25 protein-coding genes are annotated in these 22,451 nt (G+C 64.0%); 16 read left to right on the top strand and 9 right to left on the bottom strand.

Features of this window, described 5'->3' with window-relative positions:
- Positions 1–2: 2 nt before the first annotated feature.
- From G7Z99_RS20075 to G7Z99_RS02640, 3 genes are read left to right on the top strand one after another with little or no spacing between them, the layout of a single operon-like run.
- A complete protein-coding gene (locus G7Z99_RS20075) occupies positions 3–305 on the top strand; it encodes a DUF2786 domain-containing protein (protein WP_375139129.1) in 303 nt (100 codons plus the stop codon).
- Positions 293–559: a hypothetical protein gene (locus tag G7Z99_RS20070; protein ID WP_375139128.1), complete on the top strand. Its 267-nt coding sequence runs from the start codon at positions 293–295 to the stop codon at positions 557–559. The genes G7Z99_RS20075 and G7Z99_RS20070 overlap by 13 nt, the downstream gene beginning before the upstream one ends.
- Before the next feature lies 1 nt (position 560).
- The gene (locus G7Z99_RS02640) at positions 561–740 is read left to right on the top strand and encodes a DUF2303 family protein (RefSeq protein WP_181091761.1); all 180 of its coding nucleotides are present in this window, start codon (positions 561–563) and stop codon (positions 738–740) included.
- Between the two features lie 49 nt (positions 741–789).
- Here G7Z99_RS02640 and G7Z99_RS02635 read toward each other — a convergent pair whose 3' ends face one another.
- Positions 790–1,302 carry a hypothetical protein gene (locus G7Z99_RS02635; RefSeq protein WP_181091759.1) on the bottom strand — a complete coding sequence of 171 codons (513 nt, stop codon included), beginning with the start codon at positions 1,300–1,302 and terminating at the stop codon, positions 790–792.
- 154 nt (positions 1,303–1,456) lie between these two features.
- Here G7Z99_RS02635 and G7Z99_RS19785 point away from each other — a divergent pair, with 154 nt between their 5' ends.
- From G7Z99_RS19785 to G7Z99_RS02620, 3 genes are read left to right on the top strand one after another with little or no spacing between them, the layout of a single operon-like run.
- On the top strand, positions 1,457–2,569 hold the full coding sequence (locus G7Z99_RS19785; protein WP_181091757.1) for a DNA cytosine methyltransferase: 1,113 nt from the start codon (positions 1,457–1,459) through the stop codon (positions 2,567–2,569).
- Positions 2,570–2,589: 20 nt separating this feature from the next.
- Entirely contained in the window at positions 2,590–3,180 is a 591-nt protein-coding gene (locus tag G7Z99_RS02625; protein WP_181091755.1) for a hypothetical protein, read from the top strand.
- A gap of 48 nt (positions 3,181–3,228) precedes the next feature.
- Entirely contained in the window at positions 3,229–3,510 is a 282-nt protein-coding gene (locus G7Z99_RS02620; RefSeq protein WP_181091753.1) for a pyocin activator PrtN family protein, read from the top strand.
- Here the strand turns inward: G7Z99_RS02620 and G7Z99_RS02615 are convergent.
- Positions 3,479–4,621 (bottom strand): site-specific integrase, encoded by a 1,143-nt coding sequence (locus tag G7Z99_RS02615; RefSeq protein WP_181091751.1) that lies wholly within the window; start codon positions 4,619–4,621, stop codon positions 3,479–3,481. The genes G7Z99_RS02620 and G7Z99_RS02615 overlap by 32 nt on opposite strands.
- 101 nt (positions 4,622–4,722) lie before the next feature.
- Here G7Z99_RS02615 and dusA point away from each other — a divergent pair, with 101 nt between their 5' ends.
- The 3 genes from dusA (at position 4,723) to G7Z99_RS02600 (ending at position 9,270) form a co-directional block, all read left to right on the top strand.
- On the top strand, positions 4,723–5,733 hold the full coding sequence (gene dusA / locus G7Z99_RS02610; RefSeq protein ID WP_181091750.1) for a tRNA dihydrouridine(20/20a) synthase DusA: 1,011 nt from the start codon (positions 4,723–4,725) through the stop codon (positions 5,731–5,733).
- Positions 5,734–6,214: 481 nt separating this feature from the next.
- The gene (gene tal / locus G7Z99_RS02605; protein WP_181091748.1) at positions 6,215–7,141 is read left to right on the top strand and encodes a transaldolase; all 927 of its coding nucleotides are present in this window, start codon (positions 6,215–6,217) and stop codon (positions 7,139–7,141) included.
- A 230-nt stretch (positions 7,142–7,371) separates the two neighbouring features.
- Positions 7,372–9,270 carry an alkaline phosphatase D family protein gene (locus tag G7Z99_RS02600; RefSeq protein ID WP_181091746.1) on the top strand — a complete coding sequence of 633 codons (1,899 nt, stop codon included), beginning with the start codon at positions 7,372–7,374 and terminating at the stop codon, positions 9,268–9,270.
- Positions 9,271–9,282: 12 nt separating this feature from the next.
- Here the strand turns inward: G7Z99_RS02600 and rssC are convergent, their stop codons facing one another.
- Both rssC and rssB read right to left on the bottom strand, forming a co-directional pair.
- On the bottom strand, positions 9,283–9,765 hold the full coding sequence (gene rssC / locus G7Z99_RS02595; RefSeq protein WP_060394314.1) for an anti-sigma factor antagonist RssC: 483 nt from the start codon (positions 9,763–9,765) through the stop codon (positions 9,283–9,285).
- Positions 9,762–10,949 (bottom strand): two-component system response regulator RssB, encoded by a 1,188-nt coding sequence (gene rssB, locus G7Z99_RS02590; protein ID WP_181091744.1) that lies wholly within the window; start codon positions 10,947–10,949, stop codon positions 9,762–9,764. The genes rssC and rssB overlap by 4 nt, the downstream gene beginning before the upstream one ends.
- Positions 10,950–11,218: 269 nt before the next feature.
- On the opposite strand from rssB, the gene G7Z99_RS02585 reads away from it, so the two are divergent.
- A complete protein-coding gene (locus tag G7Z99_RS02585) occupies positions 11,219–11,518 on the top strand; it encodes a PilZ domain-containing protein (protein ID WP_181091742.1) in 300 nt (99 codons plus the stop codon).
- A gap of 462 nt (positions 11,519–11,980) precedes the next feature.
- Positions 11,981–12,511 carry an RNA polymerase factor sigma-70 gene (locus tag G7Z99_RS02580; protein ID WP_181091740.1) on the top strand — a complete coding sequence of 177 codons (531 nt, stop codon included), beginning with the start codon at positions 11,981–11,983 and terminating at the stop codon, positions 12,509–12,511.
- A 478-nt stretch (positions 12,512–12,989) separates the two neighbouring features.
- On the opposite strand, the gene G7Z99_RS02575 is transcribed toward G7Z99_RS02580, so the two are convergent.
- Positions 12,990–13,820 carry a substrate-binding periplasmic protein gene (locus G7Z99_RS02575; protein ID WP_375139127.1) on the bottom strand — a complete coding sequence of 277 codons (831 nt, stop codon included), beginning with the start codon at positions 13,818–13,820 and terminating at the stop codon, positions 12,990–12,992.
- Positions 13,821–13,952: 132 nt separating this feature from the next.
- Between G7Z99_RS02575 and G7Z99_RS02570 the strand changes: the two genes are divergently transcribed.
- Complete coding sequence (locus tag G7Z99_RS02570) at positions 13,953–14,504, top strand: exonuclease domain-containing protein (protein ID WP_181091738.1); 552 nt, start codon at positions 13,953–13,955, stop codon at positions 14,502–14,504.
- 75 nt (positions 14,505–14,579) lie between these two features.
- Positions 14,580–14,864, top strand: a complete 285-nt coding sequence (gene ppnP / locus G7Z99_RS02565) for a pyrimidine/purine nucleoside phosphorylase (protein WP_181091735.1) — start codon at positions 14,580–14,582, stop codon at positions 14,862–14,864.
- 337 nt (positions 14,865–15,201) lie between these two features.
- Here the strand turns inward: ppnP and G7Z99_RS02560 are convergent, their stop codons facing one another.
- Positions 15,202–15,879, bottom strand: a complete 678-nt coding sequence (locus G7Z99_RS02560; protein ID WP_375139131.1) for an alpha/beta fold hydrolase — start codon at positions 15,877–15,879, stop codon at positions 15,202–15,204.
- A 267-nt stretch (positions 15,880–16,146) separates the two neighbouring features.
- Between G7Z99_RS02560 and hemN the strand changes: the two genes are divergently transcribed.
- From hemN to G7Z99_RS02545, 3 genes are all read left to right on the top strand, one after another.
- Positions 16,147–17,529 (top strand): oxygen-independent coproporphyrinogen III oxidase, encoded by a 1,383-nt coding sequence (gene hemN, locus G7Z99_RS02555; protein WP_181091733.1) that lies wholly within the window; start codon positions 16,147–16,149, stop codon positions 17,527–17,529.
- Positions 17,530–17,695: 166 nt separating this feature from the next.
- Positions 17,696–18,430: a Crp/Fnr family transcriptional regulator FnrA gene (gene fnrA / locus G7Z99_RS02550; protein ID WP_181091731.1), complete on the top strand. Its 735-nt coding sequence runs from the start codon at positions 17,696–17,698 to the stop codon at positions 18,428–18,430.
- Positions 18,431–18,483: 53 nt separating this feature from the next.
- A complete protein-coding gene (locus G7Z99_RS02545; protein WP_181091729.1) occupies positions 18,484–19,032 on the top strand; it encodes an adenine phosphoribosyltransferase in 549 nt (182 codons plus the stop codon).
- A 182-nt stretch (positions 19,033–19,214) separates the two neighbouring features.
- Here G7Z99_RS02545 and recR read toward each other — a convergent pair whose 3' ends face one another.
- From recR to dnaX, 3 genes are all read right to left on the bottom strand, one after another.
- Positions 19,215–19,817 carry a recombination mediator RecR gene (gene recR / locus G7Z99_RS02540; protein WP_181091727.1) on the bottom strand — a complete coding sequence of 201 codons (603 nt, stop codon included), beginning with the start codon at positions 19,815–19,817 and terminating at the stop codon, positions 19,215–19,217.
- Positions 19,818–19,912: 95 nt separating this feature from the next.
- Positions 19,913–20,239, bottom strand: a complete 327-nt coding sequence (locus tag G7Z99_RS02535) for a YbaB/EbfC family nucleoid-associated protein (protein ID WP_060394327.1) — start codon at positions 20,237–20,239, stop codon at positions 19,913–19,915.
- Positions 20,240–20,300: 61 nt separating this feature from the next.
- Entirely contained in the window at positions 20,301–22,364 is a 2,064-nt protein-coding gene (gene dnaX / locus G7Z99_RS02530; protein WP_181091725.1) for a DNA polymerase III subunit gamma/tau, read from the bottom strand.
- Positions 22,365–22,451: the final 87 nt, after the last annotated feature.

Here is a 22,451-nt window from a genome sequence, read left to right as displayed (position 1 = left end):
CCATGTCCGATAGAAAAATCGACGACGCCAAGCTCGAGCGTGTAATCCGCAAGATAAAACGCTGCCTGGCACTATCAGCGAGCTCCAACGAAACCGAAGCCACAACCGCGATGCGCCAGGCCCAGGCGCTGATGCGCGAATACCGTCTCACCGAGGTTGATGTTCGGCTGAGCGACGTCGGCGAGGTCGACTCCAAGGAATACCGAATCACTCGCCGGCCAACCTGGGACAGGCAACTCAGCGCGATCGTGGCAAGGGCATTCGGCGTGCGGCCCCTGGACGTGAAGCATTGGTGCAAGACCTAGTACCGTGCGGCGAAGAGGACGCCGCCCTACCGAGCGGCTCAAGCGGTCGCGACCTGGTGGCGGTTGAAGTTCAGGACAAAGCTCTGATCGAGCAGCACCTGGCAGGTAGAGAAATAGGCAAAGCCCGTAGGAATCCAGAGATCGAGCTGGACCTAGAAGCTCAGATTGCCGGTCTGCTGGCCGGGCAGCGCGTAGAGATCAACCCAGGGCTGGCCACCGGCAGCGAGCATCTATTGCAGCTCACTCAGGTTTGAGATGTTCCTTGCCCGCCTGCGCATGTCCGTCATCACCAGCGGCTCGCAGCTGGCGCTGAAGCTACGCTGGATCGGTGAGGAGGCGCAGCGCGAGGCGATCGCTCAGGAGTTCAAGCAGGTGCTTGAGAGCAAGGTAAGCGATGCTGCCAAGCTGACGCTGGGCAGCATCGGCACTAAGTAAATCAACAAGGAGCGTCCCGAGACGCCCCTAGCTTTGCTGACCTACGCTATTACGAAATTACGTCCACACCCACGATGTATGGAGGAAGACCGCCAGCATGGCGTTTCATAAAGTGTTCGATATTTCTCTCAAACGCTTCATTCCCGGCCATAGTTTTAATCCAATCCCTAGCCGAAGATGTAATACTCTCTACAAACAAAGGAATATCAATATTCAGAGCATCATTCAAAACATTATTATGGAAAACGTTTCCATTCGCTCTCTCCACAAACATTATTCTAGAGTAACCTAGTTGTTTGTGCATGCTACGGCCTTGATGTAAGAGCCCACATCTATAAGCATAACAAGTCGCGCCGCTCAATGAAGGCCTACGATCTGGACCAACCGTATATTTGGGAGCAACCCACTTATCAAACCACGCCCGATATTTATCACCCTTAGCAAGTCCATCGTCAGACTCTAGCGCTCCACATATATCAGGCACAGTTAAAGCAGTGAACAGCGAAACATAGCTGAATCCACTATTAGCAACTTTATCAAGCTGGTTCAAAAACTCTTCCATAATCATTCTCCATGTTCAGCCTACATACTGTTTTCCGTGGTGCGTAATGAGATTAGCACTCAGCAAGAAGCCGTGCTGCAGCCAGAATGATTTTGACAACGCCTTATGACCACCCCGTCAATCACTAGCCGAAGCTGCCCGGCGAGGACCGCCCATGCCTGCCTATTACAACGAGATCGACATATACGCCGCGCAGTGGCTCCGCAACCTTATTGCCGCTGGCCACATCGCGCCAGGCGACGTTGACGAACGCTCGATCGAGGACGTACACCCTGATGACCTCAAGCCCTACACCCAATGCCACTTCTTCGCCGGCGTCGGCGTTTGGTCCTATGCCCTTCGCCGCGCCGGCTGGCCAGACGATCGACCTATTTGGACCGGTTCCTGTCCGTGCCAACCTTTCAGCGCGGCAGGCGCGGGCGCTGGGTTTGATGACCAGCGGCACCTGTGGCCGCACTTCCATTGGCTCATCCGCGAGCGCCAGCCTTCAGTCGTCTTTGGAGAGCAGGTTGCAAGCAAGGACGCAGATCCTTGGCTCGACCTTGTACAAGCTGACGTGGAAGCCATGGCTTATGCCTTCGGGGCTGTCGCGTTCCCGTCTGCGGGCGTCGGTGCTCCGCACATCCGAGATCGCACGTACTGGGTGGCCCACGCCCACGGCAGCACTGGCCGAAAAAGGGGTGCGCACCTTCGAAGGCGGCCTCATGGAAGCGATGCGCAATCATGGTCTGGACCTGGCGGCAGCGGCCTGCCTGGTGGGATGGCCGACTCCCACGGCCAACGCAAAGGACCAGGTCGAGACACGGCGCGGATTACAGACGCTGGGCGGGTCAGCACTGCTGTCGGGCTGGCCAAGCCCAACGGCCTGCGATTCGAACAGAAAGCCGTCGCAGGACTTCAAGACACCGAACATAACGCTGAATCACGCGGCAGTGCTGAGCGGCTGGCCGACCCCCAACGCTGGGACGCCCCAGAGCCTACGCGGCAATGGTCAAGATCCCGAAACACGCCGCTCCCAGGGCCATCAGGTCAACCTCAAGGATGCTGTGCGCTATCTGATGCACGACCACCCAGTCCGGTTAACGGCCTGTGGGCAGATGCTGACTGGCTCTTCTGCAGGGATGGAAAGTGGCGGCCAGTTGAGCCCGGAACATCCCCGCTGGCTCATGGGGCTCCCAGCCGAGTGGGACGCCTGCGCGCCTACGGAAACGCCATCAATGCTGAAGCGGCGGCGCACTTCATAGCCGCCTATCTCGAAACCCTATGACACCACAGGCGAGGTATCCCATGCCCACAGAACACGACTACATCGATGTGCACGATCTGTTCGTCAGCATCAACCCAAGCGGCCTGGACGAGAAAGAGCTGGAGCGCAATGGCGCCAGCTTCGTCGAGCCGCAGACGATCAACGAATACCACCTCTTCCATGCTGGGTATCAGGCGGCGCTGGAAGCCCAGAAGGGCCAGGGCGAGCCGGTGGGTTACCAGATCCGCAGCAAGACTGATAGACCCGGGTCACAGTGGATGCCATGGCGGGAGTGCTGTGATACCGAACGCGCCCTGCACTCTCATGAGGTAGGCCGCTTCAATCAATTCGGGATCATGCGCGAGATTCGGCCGGTCTTCGCCAGCGCTGCCGATCCTGCCGAGGTTGAGCGACTGCGCACCGAGAATATCCGCCTGAATGGCTTGAGGCCTGAAGGACCACCGCGACCACCAGCCGGCGATGGCCTGCCTCGCTACGGTCTTCGCTGGAACGGTCCACAGCAGCCTATCGCAGTACCCATGAATGATGGCTATTGGACGCCTTGGCATCTGGCAGATCGTCTGCGCCAAGAACTCAACAACCTGCTCGAAGCCGGCGCACACCTGCTGTAACCCTTCCCCCTAATCTAGCTCGCCGACATGCGCGGGCATGGAGAACTCGTGAACACCCATTTCCTGCTGATGGCCCAGTACGGTGGCCAGGCAATCATCCCGCTCGAGCGCATATGCCTCGACTACTTCAGCCATCTGACCCCGGAAAAGATGAAGGCCAAGGTCGCCCGGGGCGAAATTAACCTGCCACTTGTCTGCATGGAGGCCAGCCAGAAATCGGCCCGAGGCGTACATCTGAACGATCTGGCTGCCTACCTCGACGCTCAGCATGCTAAGGCCAAGACCGAGCACGACAAGCTCATGGGTCGCGGTCTTCGACGCGTCTACTGACCCTCTTCCGGGCCTCGATCACGGGGCCCGCTATCACCCTGTCGATCCACCCCCACCCCGCGTACGGATCGCCATTCCCCCGCAGGTGCGTATAGCGCCGCATCGAGTTCCAATCCCGGTGACCGGAAACAGAGGCCACCTTCGGGATATCCCACCCCATTTCGAAAAGCCGGCTCACGCCATCATGGCGTAGGTCGTGAAAATGCAGGTCGTCGATCTCTAGAAAATTGCATGCCCTAGTGAACGAGGATGATATCGATCTCGAGTTGTACGGAAAAACCTCGCTGGCTACACGCGGCATCGACTGCAGGATGCGCCAGGCTTCGTCCGGCAAATGGCACCACACGTCATTCCCGTACTTTTGCCCGGGGTTCTTCATGTCGGTGATGAGGGCTGACCGGTCCTTTTCGTTGAGCGAATCCCAGCGTATGCGTGTGATCTCTTCCTGCCGCCGGGTAGAGAAGAGCGCGAATAACATCACCCGAAGCATATCTATCTCCTGCTTGCGGCGGTCGCGCATCTCGTCGAAGTACGCTAGCAGGCGCTCAAGCTCGTCCAGAGTCGGCCGTCGGTTTCGCTCGCGGCTTTTGCTGACCGCGCCCATCTTCCTCAGCACCTTCCGGGCGTCGGGCATAGCGTGCGGGTCAACTTCATAGCCCCAGGCCGGCCGCGCAACGGAGAGGACCGCGCCCAGATGCGCCAAGTCGTTGCCTACAGTCTGTGCCTGAATGCCGCTGTTCTCCATCCGCCACATGGCGTACTCGACCAGCTTCTGGCTGGTTAGGTCTGTGTCCGCAACCTCACCCAGCCAAGTTTCCTTGATGGCGTTCAGGGTAGCGCGTTTCGTTTTGCCCAATGGGCGCAACTTCTCGTACTGGTCCAGGTAACGGTCGACCATGTGCTTGACCGTGGTGCCGCCGCGGTTCGCCTTGTCGATCGCGCCTGGCTCATGTAGCTCGGCCTCGCGCTTCCTGATCCAGGCCTGCGCTGTAGCCTTGCGATCGAACGTCTGGCTTTCCTGATAGACTGACTGACCCTTCTTCATGATCCGGATCTGCGCGGTGTACGCTGCAGACCCATCCTTACGCTTCCGAAGCGTGATGGTTCCCATTGGTTTTGCTACACGGCTGCTATGAGTTACTACATTGTAGCAACGAGAGACGGCAAACGAGCAAAAATGATGGGAGACGGTAGCAAACGAGAGAATCGAAAATGCCCCCTGCGACCCCAGAAAATAAGGCCTCCCCAGTAGATCCAGTAGTGAGGCGGTTTTCTGTTGCGCCGATGATGGATTGGACCGACCGCCACTGCCGGTTCTTCCTGCGACTGCTCTCCCGCCACACCCTGCTCTACACCGAAATGGTCACCACCGGCGCCCTCCTCCACGGCGACGCGGCGCGCTTCTTGCGCCATGACGAAACCGAGCACCCGCTGGCCCTGCAAATGGGCGGCAGCAACCCCGCTGACCTGGCCGCCTGCGCGCGCCTGGCCGAGGCGGCCGGTTACGACGAGGTGAACCTCAACGTCGGCTGCCCGAGCGACCGGGTGCAGAACAACATGATCGGCGCCTGCCTGATGGGCCATCCGGCGCTGGTGGCCGAGTGCGTCACGGCGATGCGCGAGGCGGTGCAGATCCCGGTGACGGTCAAGCACCGCATCGGCATCAATGGACGCGACAGCTATGCCGAGCTGTGCGATTTCATCGGCCAGGTGCGGGACGCCGGGTGCCGGAGTTTCACGGTGCATGCGCGGATCGCGATCCTGGAAGGGCTGTCGCCGAAGGAGAACCGCGACATCCCGCCGTTGCGCTATGACGTGGCGGCGCAGGTGAAGGCTGACTTCCCGGAGCTGGAGATCGTGCTCAACGGGGGGATCAAGACGCTGGACGACTGCGAGACGCACTTGCAGACCTTCGATGGCGTGATGCTGGGGCGGGAGGCGTATCACAATCCGTACCTGCTGGCGGCGGTGGATCAGCGGCTGTTCGGCAGCGAGGCCCCGGTGGTGAGCCGCAGCGAGGTGCTGGCGCGGTTGCGGCCCTACATCGTGGCGCACCTGGCCGAGGGCGGGGCGATGCACCATGTGACGCGGCATATCCTGGGGTTGGGGCAAGGGTTCCCAGGGGCGCGGCGGTTCCGGCAGTTGCTGTCGGCGGACATTCACAAGAGTGATGATCCGTTGGGGGTGTTCGATCGGGCGGCGGAGTTGATGGTGGGGCGGTAGGGCTGGGGTGGAGGGTGCTGGGCGGGTGTGGTGAGCATTGGGAGATGAGTGGCTGATTTTGTGGGCCCTGCGGGCCCAATCGCGGCACGGGGGCCGCTCCCACAGGGGACGGCGATTGCCTGCGATGCCGTGGTGCGGCTATGGGTGTAGGCCCCTGTGCCGCGATTGAGCCCACAGGGCCCACATCACACTTGGTAGAAATCATAGAATCTCCCACAGGTGATTGCGATAGCCTGCAACGCCGCGGTGCGGCTACGGGTGTGGGAGCGGGCTTGCCCGCGATGACGGCGGCCGCCCCACCGCATCGCAGGCAGGCTGGGCACGGGCCTGCCAACCCTGGAAGGGGAAGCACAGGCCCAATCGCGGGCAAGCCACCCGCCCTACCCCGGCAATCTCATCTATCCTTCAGGCTCTTCGCGAACCTTGAGTGCTTGCCCGGGGTCCGTTAATGTCGAGCCATTGCACAGGACAGAGCACGCCCATGACTTCCAAGCTGGAACAACTCAAACAGTTCACCACCGTCGTCGCGGACACCGGCGACATCGAGGCGATCCGACGGCTCAAGCCGGTCGATGCCACCACCAACCCGTCCCTGCTGCTCAAGGCTGCGGCCCTGACAGGCTATGGCGAGGTGCTGGAGAAGATCCGCGCCGAGTACAAGGACGACGTCGACCAGGCCTGCGACCGCTTCGCCGTGGCCGTGGGGACCGGGATCCTCAAGGAAATCCCGGGGCGCATTTCCACCGAGGTGGATGCCCGCCTGTCGTTCGACCAGGACAAGCTGCTGGCCAAGGCGCGCAACCTGATTTCGCTGTACGACGAGGCCGGTGTCGGCCGTGATCGGGTGCTGATCAAGCTGGCCTCCACCTGGGAAGGCATCCGCGCCGCGGAAGTCCTCGAGAAGGAAGGCATCCAGACCAACCTGACGCTGCTGTTCTCCTATGCCCAGGCCCAGGCCTGCGCCGATGCTGGCGTGTTCCTGATCTCGCCGTTCGTGGGCCGGATCTACGACTGGTACAAGAAAAGCACCGGCCAGGAATACAGCGCCGCCGAAGACCCGGGCGTGGAGTCGGTGACGCGTATCTACAACTACTACAAGGCCAATGGCTACAAGACCGTGGTCATGGGCGCGAGCTTCCGCAACGTCGGCCAGATCGAGCAACTGGCCGGCTGCGACCGCTTGACCATCAGCCCGGAACTGCTCGAGAAACTGGGCCAGGACCAGGGCGACCTGCCTCGCATCCTGCAGCCTGGCAACGCCAGCGAAGCCAAGCGCTCGCTGACCGAGGCGCAGTTCCGCTGGGACATGAACGAGGACGCCATGGCCACCGAGAAACTGGCCGAAGGCATCCGTCAGTTCGCCCGCGACCAGGAGAAGCTCGAAGCCGTGATGGCCGGCAAGGCATGAGCCGGAACGGCTGACACGTGCCACGCCGCAGGGGCTGTCGGACGGCCCCTGCAGCCTCCCTCTTGCGAGTGAACACCTCCCTGTCAGAAACGATCTGACACACATGCCGATTGCCCGAGAAGCGATCGTTACCCAGCATGCTCGCTCGATCATGCACCTCGACGCTGCCCGACGTCCGCTGACGATCGCGCCGCTTGCCCCACGTCCGCTTTTTCTTCGCTGAGTATCCGATGCCGTTGACCCCTGCCCCGCTCCCCCTCGTGCTCGCCGGCCCGCTCCTGCGTCGCCTGGAGGCGCAGCGCTTCGCCTTGTGGCTGGTCGGCACGCAGCGCCTGACTCTCGAGGTGACCGTGGACGGCCCAGGCCTTGAGGCCACCACCGACTGCCAGGTGGTGCAGATCGGGCGCGCGGCCTTCGTGCACCTGGTCGACGTGCACCTGAACGCACCGCTGCCGGTGGATCAGGTGATCGCCTACGACGTGCTCATCGACACCGACGACGGCCCGCAGGGCATCGCCGACTGGGCGCCACACCTGCTCTACCCAGGGCGCCCACGGGCGGACTTCGTGCTGCGTGCGCGGCTCGATCAGGTCTTGCACGGCTCCTGCCGCAAGCCTCACCATCGGGCGGCGGACGGCCTGCTGTGCGCCGATCGCTTGCTCCTCGCGTGCGAACGTCCCGAAGACCGACCTGCGGTCTTGCTGATGACCGGGGATCAGATCTACGCCGACGATGTGGCCGGCCCGATGCTGCGGGCCATTCATCGGCTGATCGAGCAGGTGGGGCTGTTCGACGAGCCGCTCGCCGGCGCGGTGGTCGACGACAGCCAGGCGCTGTACGCCCATGGCGCCTGCTACTATCAACGCGCCGACCTGCTGCCGGCGCTGGAGGCCAACGAAGGCCTGCGGCGGCGCTTCTTCGGCGGCACACGCAAGCCCATCTTCACCAGCAGCAACGCCGACAATCACCTGGTGACCTTCGCCGAGGTCATGGCCATGTACCTGCTGGTCTGGTCGCCGGTCTGCTGGCGCCTGGTGCGCATGACGCAGCCGTCTGGCCTAAGCGCCACGCATCAGGCGCGCTACGACCAGGAGTTGCCGTGGGTAGAGGCGTTCACCGATGGCCTGGAGGGGGTGGCACGGGTACTGGCGCACCTGCCCAGCCTGATGATCTTCGATGATCATGACATCACCGACGACTGGAACCTGTCGGCGCAGTGGGAGGCGTCGGTCTATGGCCACCCGTTCTCACGCCGCATCGTCGGCAATGCGCTGATCGGCTACCTGCTGTGCCAAGGCTGGGGCAATGCCCCGGCGCGCTGCCAGCCGCTGATCGAGGCGTGCCAGGCGATGACATCGCAGGCAGAAGACGGCTGGCTGGCCAGCGACGACCAGGACGGCGTGATCGATCGGCTCCTGGCCTTTCAGGGCTGGCAGTTCGAGGTGGCCAGCGAGCCGCCGCTGGTGGTGCTCGACACCCGGACGCGGCGCTGGCGCAGCGAGCGCAACCTGAAGAAGCCTTCCGGGCTGCTCGACTGGGAAGCCCTGAGCGAACTGCAGCAGGCCCTGCTCGACCACCGCTCAGCCGTGATCGTCTCGCCAGCACCGGTCTTCGGGGTCAAGCTGATCGAGACGGTGCAGCGGGTGGTCAGCGGGCTGGGCTTTCCGCTGCTGGTGGATGCGGAGAACTGGATGGCGCATCGCGGTGCAGCCCAGGTGGTGCTGAACATCTTCCGCCACTCACGCACGCCGGGGCACTACGTGATTCTCTCGGGCGACGTGCACTATTCGTTCGTCTACGAAGTGCTGATCCGAAACCGCCAGCACACCCCGCACCTCTGGCAGATCACCAGCAGCGGGATCAAGAACGAATTCCCCCGGCGCCTGCTGAAGGTGTTCGACCGGCTCAACCGCTGGTTGTACGCGCCGCGTTCGCCGCTCAACGGCTTCACCAAGCGTCGCCGGATGGAAGTGATCCCACGCACGCCCGACCGCAGCCAGGCGGGCGAGCGGCTGTGGAACGGTGCGGGGTTGGGTCAGGTGTTCTTCGATGCCGAGGGTCGGCCGACGCAGATCTTGCAGCTCAACGCCGATGGCACGTCGGCGACCGGATTTGCGCCAACCACGTAACCTGCAGGCCGATCAGGTGCGCTCGAGGGCGTTGACCAGGTCGCGGAAGGCTTCGCGGTTGGAGTCGTTCAGGCCCATCAGGATACGGTGCGCCTCGAGCACCTTGGAGCGCACCACGTCTTCGTTCTGGTCCTGGGAGGGCAGATCGCTCAGGCAGTCCGGACACGGGATCGGCCGGTCGACGATGTTGAACACCTGCTCGAAGCCCATCGACTGCAGCAACCGGGAAATGTCCGGGTTGGTGGTGACGACGGTGGGCAGCAGCCCGACTTTCTGGCGCGACAGGATCGACAGCTTGGCCAGCAGGCCCAGCGTGGTGCTGTCGATGCTCTCGGCTTCGGTCAGGTCGATGACGATGGCCGAGAAGTTGAGGGCACTGAAGATCTTGTCGATCGTCGCATCCAGTGCCGAACACAGGGTCAGGCGCACTTCACCGACGAATTTCAGCACGAAGGTGCCGCACTGCTCGGCGAACTGGATTCTACCGGTACTCATTGAAGGTTCCTGCTCAACACCATTAGGGCGATATCATCCGGCATCTCCCCAAGCGTAGCCAAATTGAAACGTCGACGCAGCCCATCCAGGCTGCCTCCCGCCTCCTGGACGATCTGCGGCAGCGACGCCTCCTTGTCTTTGAGGGTCGCGCCCGGCAAAAGGTCCAGGATGCCATCGGACATCAGGCTCAGGCTGAACTGACCGGGCAAGGTCATCTCATGATCCTGGTAAGTCGCCTCCTCGAACAACCCCACGGGCAAACCACGGCCCTCGAGGTAGCGGGCCTGGTCCGGGGTATGCAGCACCGGCAGCGGCAGATGGCCGCCGACGGCATAGGTCAGCACGTTGGTGTGCTCGTCGATCACGCCGCCGACCATGGTCACGTGCTTGCCCAGCTTGCAGTTGATCAGCCCGCGGTTGATGTGCGACAGCACCTCCGAGGGCTTGAACTCGCGTGAATGGCCACCGCTGCGCTTGAATTCGAACAGCAGGCGGGTGGTCATGAACTTCAGCAACACGGTGACGAAGGCCGACGACGCACCATGGCCGGACACGTCGGCCAGGTAGAACGCGATGCGGCGGTCATCCACCCGGAAGTAGTCGACGAAATCACCCGACAGATACAGCGACGGGATGATCTGGTGATCGAACGAGAAGCCGCCAGCGTACCACGGGCTCTCCGGCAGCATGTTCATCTGCACCTGGCGACCGGCGGTCTGGTCCTCCTGCAACAGGTGCAGGCTGGCCTCGAGTTCACGGTTGGCGGCTTCGAGCTTTTCCCGGTAGCGCTGGTTCTCGAGCAGCAGCCGCGAACGGTCGAGCGCACGGCGTACCGAATGCTCCAGCACCGCCAGGTCCTGCAGGGGCTTGATCAGGTAGTCGGCCGCGCCCAGGCGCAGCGCATCGACCGCATCGCTCATGACCCCGGCACCGGACACCACGATCACCGGCAGCTGCGGCGCGCGCTCACTGATGCGGCGGATCAACTCCAGGCCACCCATCTGCGGCATGCGCAGGTCGCAGATCACCAGGTCGGGCGCGTGTTGCTCGAACACGTCCAGGCCCTGCTGGCCGTTACAGGCCTGCAGCACGGCGAAACCACTGTCTTCCAGGTAGGCGGCGAGGCTTGCACGGACCACGTCGTCGTCATCGATGATCAGCAACGTTGCACTGGTGTTCGGCATGTGGGCAAACGGCGCCAGAAATAGGTTGGCGTAGCGGCGTCGACAACGCGACGAACGGCTACTGGAATTCTCTCTGGCACGCTTCTATTGGGGATGGACCCTGACGGTCGACCCGGCAAAAGGCAGAGGTGCCCTGTAAGGCGCTGACGGTACTCCCATCCGCAGGGCGTTTCAAGCACGACAGGCCATTGGGCGGGTGCGCTTTACAGCGCAAATTGCCAGACGTTATAAGAACTTCATGTACAACAACCTGATGGAAGGATGTGAGCATGTCGACGGTATCCCAGGGTCATGAAGAGAAACGCGATTTCATCCGCATGCGCATCGACAGCGAGGCCAGCCTGCTGCATGCCGGCGAGGTGGTATCGGCGGTGTGCATCGACTTGTCTGCCAGTGGTCTGCAAGTGCAGGCGCCGCGACGTTTCGCCGTCGGCGATCAGGTGGACGTGAGCATCGAGTCCGAACATGCCTCGCTCAGCGGGCTGCAGGCCAGTGCGGAAGTGGTGTGGGTGGCGGATCAGGGCATTGGTGAGCAGCGGGTAGGATTGAAGATCGTGGCGATGCATTGAGGCGAAGCAGCAAGCGGTAAGGGGCAGAAGGGGCTGCATGACGGACGTTCGCCCCCTCTTCACCTGGATGAACACCGGGTTGTGTCGCCGCCTATCGCGGGCAAACTCGCTCTCACAGGTAGGGCTGAAGTGTCGAAGACCGCCCTGTTCACCGAGGGCGGATGGACAGGCGAAGAATCAAGGGTCAGCGGAACGCGGTCGGCAGCGTCTCATTCTGCCTTGAAGGGGTGGTATATCGGCTGCCTATCGTAAGGGTATAGGTCTTGCCACAGGTGAACACGGTGCCGCCATCAGCCGTTTGCGACAGGGCTGTACGACATGGCCGCAAGGTCATCGGGAGATTGCGACGCGCAAAGGCTTTTCTCAATTGACAATCATTATCATTCTGAATAACTTGTCGCTCGTCGCAAGGACCTCGACCACCCAAAGACTTCTTTCTCTTTTCGAAACCAGGTGATTTCCATGGCGGAACAACTCTCCACAGGCAAGTGCGATTCACCGTTGCTGCAGGCGTTCGTCGACAACCGCACCGTGCTGGTGAAGATCGCCGCACGCATCACCGGTTGCCGCTCGCGTGCCGAGGACGTGGTGCAGGACGCGTTCTTCCGCCTGACCCATGCGCCGCAGATCACCTCCTCGTTCAAGGCTCAGCTCAGCTACCTGTTCCAGATCGTGCGCAACCTGGCCATCGACCACTATCGCAAGCAGTCGATGGAGCAGAGGTATTCCGGGCCCGAGGAGGAAGGCATGAACGTGGTGGTGCAGAGCGCCACGCCGGAAACCCGCCACATCAACTTCGCCACCCTCGAGCACATCGCCGCAGCGCTGGACGAACTGCCCAAGCGCACTCGCTATGCGTTCGAGATGTATCGTCTGCATGGGGTGTTGCAGAAGGACATCGCCAAGGAGCTGGGGGTCTCGCCGACCCTGGTGAACTTCATGATTCGCGACGCGCTGGTGCATTGCCGCAACACGGCCAATCGACAGGGGTGAAGGTGCCGGTCCGTCTGTTGCAGAGGCCAGAGCGGCCCTGGACTGGCCTGCCGGGCTGGATCGGTAGCGAAGTAGTCGAGCAGCAGGCGGTGACTGGGCGGGCCTCATCGCGGGCAAGCCCGCTCCCACAGACCCGTCATTCCAAGCCTCCATCGGCCTTGATGGCCAGCCTCCCTCACACGCCGAGGGTTCAGGCAAGCGCGATCATGTGGGAGCGGGCTTGCCCGCGATGAGGCCTGCCCACTCACTGCCGACCGTCCCACCTCAACCCGCACGCCTCGCGCCCTGCCCTCGTCAGCGCACACGCGTGCGTGGGCAATCGGAGCGCTCTTCGCGGTAGACCCCTTGCGTCTGGCGACAGCCATTCCTCTTGCCAGCAAGCCGCAGCCCGTCGCCTCGACTGGCACCTGGGGCAACGTTCAGGTCAGGCGCTGGCAGGTCGGGTTGCGCGCCAGCAGCCAGTCACCTGATTGGCCGCTCAGAGCGGCGTCATCACACGCACCTGGTACGGCGCGAAGATCCGTTTCAGTTCGCCATTGGCGCGCAGGCGCTCCACCAGCTGGGCGAACGCCTGCGCGCTGATCGGCGCCTCGGGGCGCAGCAGGGCGTAATGCCGGTAGGTCTGGTCGACGCGCTCGGAAGCCAGCAGACGCTCGACCTGATCGGGATGGCGCAGCAGGAAGTCGTTGAAATACGAACGGGTCACCAGGGCAATGTCGGCGCGTCCACGTTCGAGCATGTACAGGTTGCTGTCGTGGGAGTAGGTCAAGGTCGCGCCGTAGGTCTGCTGCAGGAAACGCGTGTCGGCATTGAAACCGGCGAAGGCATAGTGGTAGCCGTGAAACAACGCCAGGTGCTTGCCGCTCAGGTCGTCGAAGAAGTGCTGGTCGCGCCCGGCCTGGCGCGCTGCGACGAAGATCTCGGCGTCCTCCAGGCCCAGGTCCACGGTGCTGTGCGCCACCTTCTGCCAGCCCCAGGCCGGGTTCTCGAAGATGGCCATGTCGGTACGGCCCTGCTCCAGATCGGCGAAGCGCCGGGGCACGGAGGTCGGCACCAGCACGAAGTGGTACGCCTGCTGCGCCTGGTTCAGTGCCTGGGCCAATTGCGCCAGCAAGCCAACCTTTACGTTTTGTTCGGGTCGTATCGTGTACGGCGGGAAGTGCGTCGCCCCGATCCTGACCTCAATGGCCTCGGCGGCCATCGGCGATTGGGTATACCACAGCCCGACGAACATCGTCAGACAGGTCAGGGACAGCAGGCGAATGAATCGGGGCACGACCAGGCGCTCGTTACGAATTGTGAAGGACATGGCCTTGGCCACGTGATGGACCCGCTCGCGTCACTGAAGTGACTGAGCACTGGGCAACGGCAAAATGCCACGAAATGGCGTTGGCTGCCACAGCAGCTACGCTTGGGCCACATCTTGCAAGGGAGCCTCGCCATGGGCCACTGGCTGGTGATCGACCTGGAAGCCACCACCGACGAAGGTGGCTGGCCGATCACGGAAATGGAAATCATCGAAATCGGCGCCAGCCTGGTGAACCGGGAAGGTCGCGAGGTCGACCACTTCCAGCGGTTCGTGCGGCCGCGGCGGCGTCCGCAGTTGACCACTTTCTGCCGTCACCTGACGCACATCGGCCAGGCCAGCATCGACGCTGCCGAGCCGTTCGCCCAGGTGTGGGCGCAGTTCGAGCGCTGGCTGGTGCACCACCAGCCACGGCTCGAAGGCTGGGTGAGCTGGGGCGACTACGATCGCCGGCAACTGCTGCAAGAGTGGCAGGTGCACGGCGTGCAGAGCCTGCTGGGTGCCCTGCCACACGTCAACCTCAAGCAGCGCTTCGCCAAGGCCCGGCAACTGCAACGGCCCACGGGCCTCAACGGCGCGTTGCACCTGGCGGGCCTGCAGTTCGCCGGGCAACAGCATCGGGCGCTGGAGGATGCGCGCAACACGGCACGCCTGCTGCCCCTGAGCCTGCCGCTGGCGCGCGCCTGAAAGCAGATGACGGCGCAGGGGGCCTTGGGCATACTGGCCGGCCCTCTCTCATAGCCTTCACGCAGGAGCCGCGCCATGTTCAAGGTCAACGAATACTTCGATGGAACCGTCAAGTCGATCGCTTTCACCGGTCAGGAAGGCCCTGCCACCTTGGGCGTCATGGCGCCGGGCGAATACGAGTTCGGCACCGCCAAGCGCGAGATCATGCACGTGGTGTCCGGCGCGCTGACGGCGAAGCTGCCTGGCAGCGACAGCTGGGAAACCTTCGAAAGCGGCAGCCAGTTCCAGGTGCCGGCCGACAGCAAGTTCCAATTGAAGGTGGCCGTGGATACAGCGTACCTGTGCGAGTACCGCGACTGAGTGACGGTGAACGCAGTACGGTGCAGTGGCGCTTGAACGGGCGCCATCGCGGGCAAGCCCGCTCCCACACAGGCTGTGTGAAAACCTCACCTGTTTTTTTCAAATCGCGTTCCTACGCGAATTCTGAAGAAGCTTGGCTACTCAACTAACCCAGAATTCACGTAGGAACGTGATTTTCAGGTTGTTCTTTGATCAGCTGCATCGGTTGGGAGGTTTTCACACAGCTTCCACAGAAGCGTGCGCCAGCGTGCTGCGGCCTGCTTGAACAGGCCCATGTGTGCGGGCTTGCCCGCGATGACGTCAGCCCAGCCACCACCGAGACGAGCGAGCCCCCCTTTCAGGCCCGCGTACGCAAGAAAGCCGCCACCTGTTCCGCCGCCGCCTGCAAATGCTGTTCATGGGTGAACCCTGAAGCCTTCAACGGCTTGAGGTCATGGTCCCCCGCCGCCAACCAGCACACGTCGATCGCAGGCGACAAGGCATACCCCGCGACCGTGTCCTGGTCCCCTAGTGCATCGCGCGTGCCCTGCACGATCAGGGTCGGGGTGCGTAACGACGCCAAGTGCTCGACCCTGGGTTTCTCCGGCTTGCCCGCCGCGTAGAACGGGTACCCCAGGCACACGAGCGCCCCGACGCCCATTTCATCGGCCAGCAGGCTGGCCATGCGTCCCCCCATGGACTTGCCCCCGATCGCCACAGGCCCCGCCAGGTGCGCACGGACCTGCACAAGCACCTCGCGCCAGCGCTCGAGCAGGACCTTCTGCGGGTTCGGTGGCCGGCGCTTGCCGTCCAGTCGACGCTGCGCCATGTAGGGGAACTCGAACCGCACCACCCCGACCCCCTGGGCCGCCAGACGCCGTGCCATCGTGTCCATGAACGGGCTGTCCATGGGCGCCCCTGCGCCGTGGGCAAGTACCAGGCAGCCGATACCCGTCATCGCACGCCGAGGCGCATCGCAGCACACCCCAGGCACGTGCGCCAAGGCCTCCCAGGCTGCCAGGTCACTGGCCGTCATCTGTCGCTCACTCACTGCGCTTTCTCCCGTCATTGCCTTCCACCCTTTCGCCGACCGTGGGCAGGGTCTCGAGCGCTCAGGATAACCCCGGGCGCTCGGGGCCCGTACGCCTTTCAGGCTTCGGAAGACCAAGCCGGCGGGCCCCGACGCCCGCGCCCTGCACCGGCCCGACCGGTGACACCAAGCGACGGGGCCTTGATGCAGATCAAGGCCCCCCGACGCAGACGTCCTAGACTGCGCTACCGCCGCTTTCTCCAGGAAATTGCCATGCTCGACGACCTCCGTTGGGATCCAGACCTGATCCGTCGCTACGACATGGCCGGGCCTCGCTACACCTCCTACCCTACCGCCGTACAGCTACGCCCCGAAGTCGGCTCGTTCGATCTGCTGCATGCGCTGCGCGACAGCCGCCGCGCGATGCGCCCCCTGTCGCTGTACGTGCACGTGCCGTTCTGCGCCAACATCTGCTACTACTGCGCCTGCAACAAGGTCATCACCAAGGACCGCGCCCGTGCGCAGCCCTACCTGCAGCGCCTGGAGCAGGAGATCCAGCTGGTCGCCTGCCACCTGGACCGGGCCCAACCGGTCGAGCAACTGCACTTCGGCGGCGGCACCCCGACCTTCCTCAGCCATGTCGAGCTGCGCGCGCTGATGGCCAGCCTGCGCCAGCACTTCGGCCTGCTCGACGACGACTCCGGCGACTATGGCATCGAGATCGACCCGCGCGAGGCCGACTGGTCGACCATGGGCCTGTTGCGCGAACTGGGCTTCAACCGCATCAGCCTCGGCGTACAGGACCTCGACCCGACCGTGCAGCGGGCGATCAACCGCCTGCAGAGCCTGGAACAGACCCGCACCCTGATCGAGGCGGCACGCACCCTGCAATTTCGCTCGGTGAACCTCGACCTGATCTACGGCCTGCCGCACCAGACGCCGACCGGCTTCGCCCGAACGGTGAGCGAGATCATCGGCCTGCAACCGGAGCGGCTGGCGGTCTTCAACTATGCCCACCTGCCCGACCGCTTCCTGCCGCAACGGCGCATCGACAGCCAGGCGCTGCCCTCGCCGGCGGCCAAGCTGGAGATGCTGCAGACCACCATCGAGCAACTGACCGCCGCTGGCTATCGCTACATCGGCATGGACCATTTCGCCCTGCCCGACGACGACCTGGCCATCGCCCAGGAAGACGGCACCTTGCAGCGCAATTTCCAGGGCTACACCACGCACGGGCATTGCGACCTGATCGGCCTGGGCGTCTCGGCGATCAGCCAGATCGGCGACCTGTATTGCCAGAACACCAGCGACCTGGCCACCTACCAGGAGAGCCTGGGCAGCGGTCAACTGGCCAGCCAGCGCGGCCTGGTCTGCACGGCGGACGACCGCCTGCGCCGGGCCGTGATCCAGCAGCTGATCTGCCACTTCGCAGTGACTTTCGACGCCATCGAGGCGCGCTTCGCCATCGACTTCCAGGGGTACTTCAAGGACCAGTGGCCCGCCTTGCAGGCCATGCACGGCGACGGGCTCATCCACCTCGACCGGCATGGCATCCAGGTCCTGCCCGCCGGGCGGCTGCTGGTGCGCTCGGTGTGCAAGGTGTTCGACGCGTACCTGGACTACGGCAACCTGCAACGGTTTTCCAAGGTCATCTGAGCCGCGCAGGGGCATGCTTCGGCGCGGGGCCGGGCAACGCCACTCTCGCCGCGGGGTACACGTGTCCCGGTCTTGTCACCCCTCGCGGCCCCTGCGCGCTGGCCTACAGCCCGGTCGTGGGTTACCCTTACAGTCGATGTGTGCTTTCCCACAAGGACCGAAACGAATGCCCGAGCCCGTCAAACTGCGCGCCCACAGCCAAGCCCACTGCAAGGATTGCAGCCTGGCCCCCCTGTGCCTGCCCTTGTCCCTGAACCTCGAGGACATGGACGCACTGGACGAGATCGTCAAGCGCGGCCGCCCCTTGAAGAAAGGCGAGTTCCTGTTCCGGCAGGGTGATGGCTTCGGTTCGGTCTACGCCGTGCGTTCGGGCGCCCTGAAGACCTTCAGCCTCAGCGACAGCGGTGAAGAGCAGATCACCGGCTTCCACCTGCCCAGCGAGCTGGTCGGCCTGTCCGGCATGGACACTGAATCCTACCCGGTGTCGGCCCAGGCCCAGGAGACCACCTCGGTCTGCGAGATCCCCTTCGAGCGCCTGGACGAGCTGTCGGTGCAACTGCCGCAGTTGCGACGCCAGCTGATGCGGGTGATGAGCCGCGAAATCCGTGACGACCAGCAGATGATGCTGCTGCTGTCGAAGAAGACCGCCGACGAGCGCATCGCGACCTTCCTGGTCAACCTGTCGGCGCGGTTCCGGGCCCGCGGCTACTCGGCCAACCAGTTCCGCCTGAGCATGTCGCGCAACGAGATGGGCAACTACCTGGGGCTGGCGGTGGAGACCGTTTCCCGGGTGTTCACCCGCTTCCAGCAGAACGGCCTGCTCAAGGCCGAGGGCAAGGAAGTGCACATTCTCGACCCGATCCAGCTCTGTGCGCTGGCCGGCGGCTCGATGGACACCTGAAAACGCCGGGCAGCAGGTATACTGGCGCATTCGTTTTCCAGGATACCTGCCTCATGCACAGCGACACCTTCGACCTCAAAGCCCTGATCCGCCCCGTACCGGACTTTCCCAAGCCGGGCGTGATCTTTCGCGACATCACGCCGCTGTTCCAGTCGCCCCGTGGCCTGCGCTACGTGACCGACCAGTTCGTCGAGCGTTATGTAGAGGCCGACTTCACCCACATCGGCGCCATGGACGCGCGCGGCTTCCTGATCGGCGCGATCATCGCCCATCAACTGAACAAGCCGCTGATCCTGTTCCGCAAGCAAGGCAAGCTGCCGGCCGACGTGTTGTCGGAAGGCTATCAGACCGAATACGGCGAAGCCTTCCTCGAGGTGCATGCCGACAGCCTGTGCGAGGGCGACTCGGTGCTGATCTTCGACGACCTGATAGCCACCGGCGGGACCTTGCTGGCCGCGACCAATCTGGTCCGCCGCACCGGCGCCCAGGTGTTCGAAGCGGCAGCGATCATCGACCTGCCGGAGCTGGACGGCTCCAAGCGCTTGCAGGCGGTCGGCGTGCCGACGTTCTGCCTGACAGCGTTTTCGCTCAGCGAATACTAAGGGCGGGCAGTCTTTTTGGAGACTGCTCATTCATGCATCAACGCGTTGGCTGGTTTTGTGGGCCCTGCGGACCCCACAAGCCAGCTACTCCCGTACGTCAGGCACACCGCTGACAGACACGCGTAACGGAGCAGGCTTTGCCAGAGACGCAGGCGCCCGGGGCCTATCCCCACACCCTGCCCTTACAACGAAATCGGCCGACGCCCCGCAAAGGCATGGGCCAAGGTCCCGCCGTCCACCAGCTCCAGCTCCCCACCCAACGGCACCCCATGGGCGATGCGAGTCGCCGGCAGGCCCTTCTCGGCCAGCAACTGCGCGATGTAATGCGCGGTCGCTTCTCCCTCGACGGTCGGGTTCGTGGCGACGATCACTTCGCTGAACGTGCCCTGCTCTTCGATCCGCGCCATCAATTGCGGAACCCCAATGGCATCCGGGCCCAGGCCGTCCAGCGGCGACAGGTGGCCCTTGAGCACGAAATAGCGCCCCCGGTAGCCGGTCTGCTCCACCGCATACACGTCCACCGGGCTTTCCACCACGCACAGCTGGGTGTCGTCACGGCGCGGGTCGGCGCACTGCGGGCACAGTTCCAGTTCGGTCAAGGTGCGGCACTGCCGGCAATGCCCCACACCGTCCATGGCCTGGGCCAGGGCCTGGGACAGGCGAACGCCGCCGCTGCGGTCGCGTTCGAGCAGTTGCAGCGCCATGCGCTGGGCGGTCTTCTGGCCGACACCGGGCAAGGTTCGCAGCGCGTCGATCAGTTGGCGGATGAGAGGGCTGAAGCTCATGGGGGGCAACCTGTCGGTGATTCAGAGGGACTGCAACGAAAATGGGAGCAGCGACGCGCTGGCCGATGCTCCCACTGGACCTGACGCCGCGTCGGTCAGAACGGCATCTTGAAGCCTGGCGGCAGCTGCATGCCAGCGGTCATGCCGCCCATTTTCTCCTGGCTGTTCTGCTCGACCTTGCGCACGGCATCGTTGATGGCGGCGGCGATCAGGTCTTCGAGCACTTCCTTGTCTTCCTGCATCAGGCTGTCGTCGATGCTCAGGCGCTTGACGTCGTGACGACCGGTCATCACCACGCTGACCAGGCCGGCGCCGGATTGGCCGGTCACTTCGGCGTTGGCCAGTTCTTCCTGCATCTTGGCCATCTTTTCCTGCATCTGCTGAGCCTGCTTCATCAGGCCGGCCATGCCACCTTTCATCATGGGGAATTCCTCGGTTGTGTCGTGTAAGGCGACCAGGCATGCCTGGCCGCGGGGTGTGCGTTCAATTGCCCTGGGGGGCCATGGCCTCGACAGGCTGGATGCTGTCCGGGCGCACCGTCGCGCCGAACTGGCGGACCATCTGCTGGATCAGCGGATCGCTCTCGATCGCCACCTCGGCTTCGCGCTGACGCTCGGCCCGCTTGCGCGCAGCCGCCTGGGCAGGCGTTTCCTGCTCAGGCCGGATCAGCTCGATCTTCAACCGCAGGCTGCGCCCCAGGTGCTGATCGAGCGCCTCGTTGAGGCGGCGCTGCTGGGTGGCATTGAACAGCGCGCCTTGCGCCGGGTCCAGGTGCAGCAGCCAGTCGTCGCCGTCGGCCGCTATCAGCGTACAGTTGGCGGCGATGTTGCCTGTCATCCCTGAGATAGGCAATTGTGGGAATAATTCCAGCCATTGCAATGCCAACCCCGTGGCCGGACGTGCGGCGGGCGACGGTTCCGGGACGCTGAGCGGCTCGGGGTCGTGCACGTGCTCGGCCAACGCGTCGAGGTAGGTGAAGCCGGCTGGGTCCGTTTCGACCGGGTAGTCGTCCTCGTCGTCCGATGGCGGCTCGTCATCACGGGTCATGCCCGCCAGGTCGTAGGCCTCGGGGTCGAACGGCGGCTCGTCGTCACGTGACGGGGCCGTGCTCGCCACCGGGGCAGCCGGTGGCGGGTCGGCGTGCGGGCCGGCATTGGTCCGCGGTGGCGTCGGGGCCGCCTCGGGCGAGGCCTCCCACGGTGGGTGGAACCCCTGGGCCTCGGCAGGCGCCGGCTCGGGGGCCTCGACGGCCGCGCGCGGCTTGACCGTCGGGCCTGCGACCGCCGTCAGGGGCGCGTCCGGGTCGTCGCGCTCCAGCGGCGCAGGTGCTGGCAGCGGGTCAGGCCGCGTGGGCGGTACCGCCGCCGGGGTGGACGAGGCGACAGCCACTGGCTCCGTGGAATCAGCCGTGGCCTGGCTGATCCCCGAGATCTTTAGCCGGGGCGCCGGCGCATCGTCGGTGTCGGCAGGCCGGAACGCGAGCATGCGCAGCAGCACCATCTCGAAACCGCCGCGCGGATCGGGCGCGAGCGGCAGGTCGCGGCGGCCGATCAGGCCCATCTGGTAATAGAACTGCACGTCCTCGGCGGGCAGCGCCGAGGCCAGCGCCAGCACCTTGTCCCGGTCGCCCTGGCCATTGTCCACCGCCTCGGGCAGGGCCTGGGCGACGGCGACCCGGTGCAGCACGTTGAGCATCTCAGCCAGCACGCCGCCCCAGTCCGGCCCCTGCTCGGCCAGCGCGCGCACCGCCTCGAGCAAGGCCCGGGCGTCGCCGTCGAGCAGGGCCTGCAACACACCGTAGACCTGGCCGTGATCCAGCGTCCCGAGCATGGCCCGTACGTCGGCGGCCAGCACCCGGCCTTCGCCGAACGCGATGGCCTGGTCGGTCAGGCTCATGGCGTCGCGCATCGACCCATCGGCGGCGCGGCCGAGCAGCCACAGCGCATCGTCCTCGAACGGCACGTTCTCGGCGCCGAGCACATGGCTCAGGTGCTCGACCACGCGCTCCGGGCTCATGTTCTTCAGGGAGAACTGCAGGCAGCGCGACAGAATGGTCGCCGGCAGCTTCTGCGGGTCGGTGGTGGCGAGGATGAACTTGACGTAAGGCGGCGGCTCCTCCAACGTCTTGAGCAGCGCGTTGAACGAGTGCGTCGAGAGCATGTGCACTTCGTCGATCAGGTAGACCTTGAAGCGCCCGCGGCTCGGGGCATACTGCACGTTGTCCAGCAGTTCGCGGGTGTCCTCGACCTTGGTGCGGCTGGCGGCGTCGATCTCGATCAGGTCGACGAAGCGGCCTTCGTCGATCTCCCGGCAGACCGAACAGGTGCCGCACGGCGTCGAGGTGATGCCGGTTTCGCAGTTCAGGCACTTGGCGATGATGCGAGCGATGGTGGTCTTGCCGACCCCCCGGGTCCCGGTGAACAGGTAGGCGTGGTGCAGGCGCTGGTTGTCCAACGCGTTGATCAGCGCCTTGAGCACGTGCGCCTGGCCGACCATTTCGCGGAACGAGCGCGGACGCCATTTACGTGCAAGAACCTGATAACTCATGGGAAAACGCCACAGCCTGAACGAGCGGAAGAGGCGCTAATGCTAGCGGAGCGGGGGCAAAATTGCACCCTGCCCTGCACGTCTTCC

Source organism: Pseudomonas entomophila (genome assembly GCF_013523165.1).
Taxonomy (GTDB): Bacteria; Pseudomonadota; Gammaproteobacteria; order Pseudomonadales; family Pseudomonadaceae; genus Aquipseudomonas; species Aquipseudomonas entomophila_A.
Note: the sequence above shows the minus strand (reverse complement) of the source record. Positions and strands in the feature narration are given on the sequence as shown.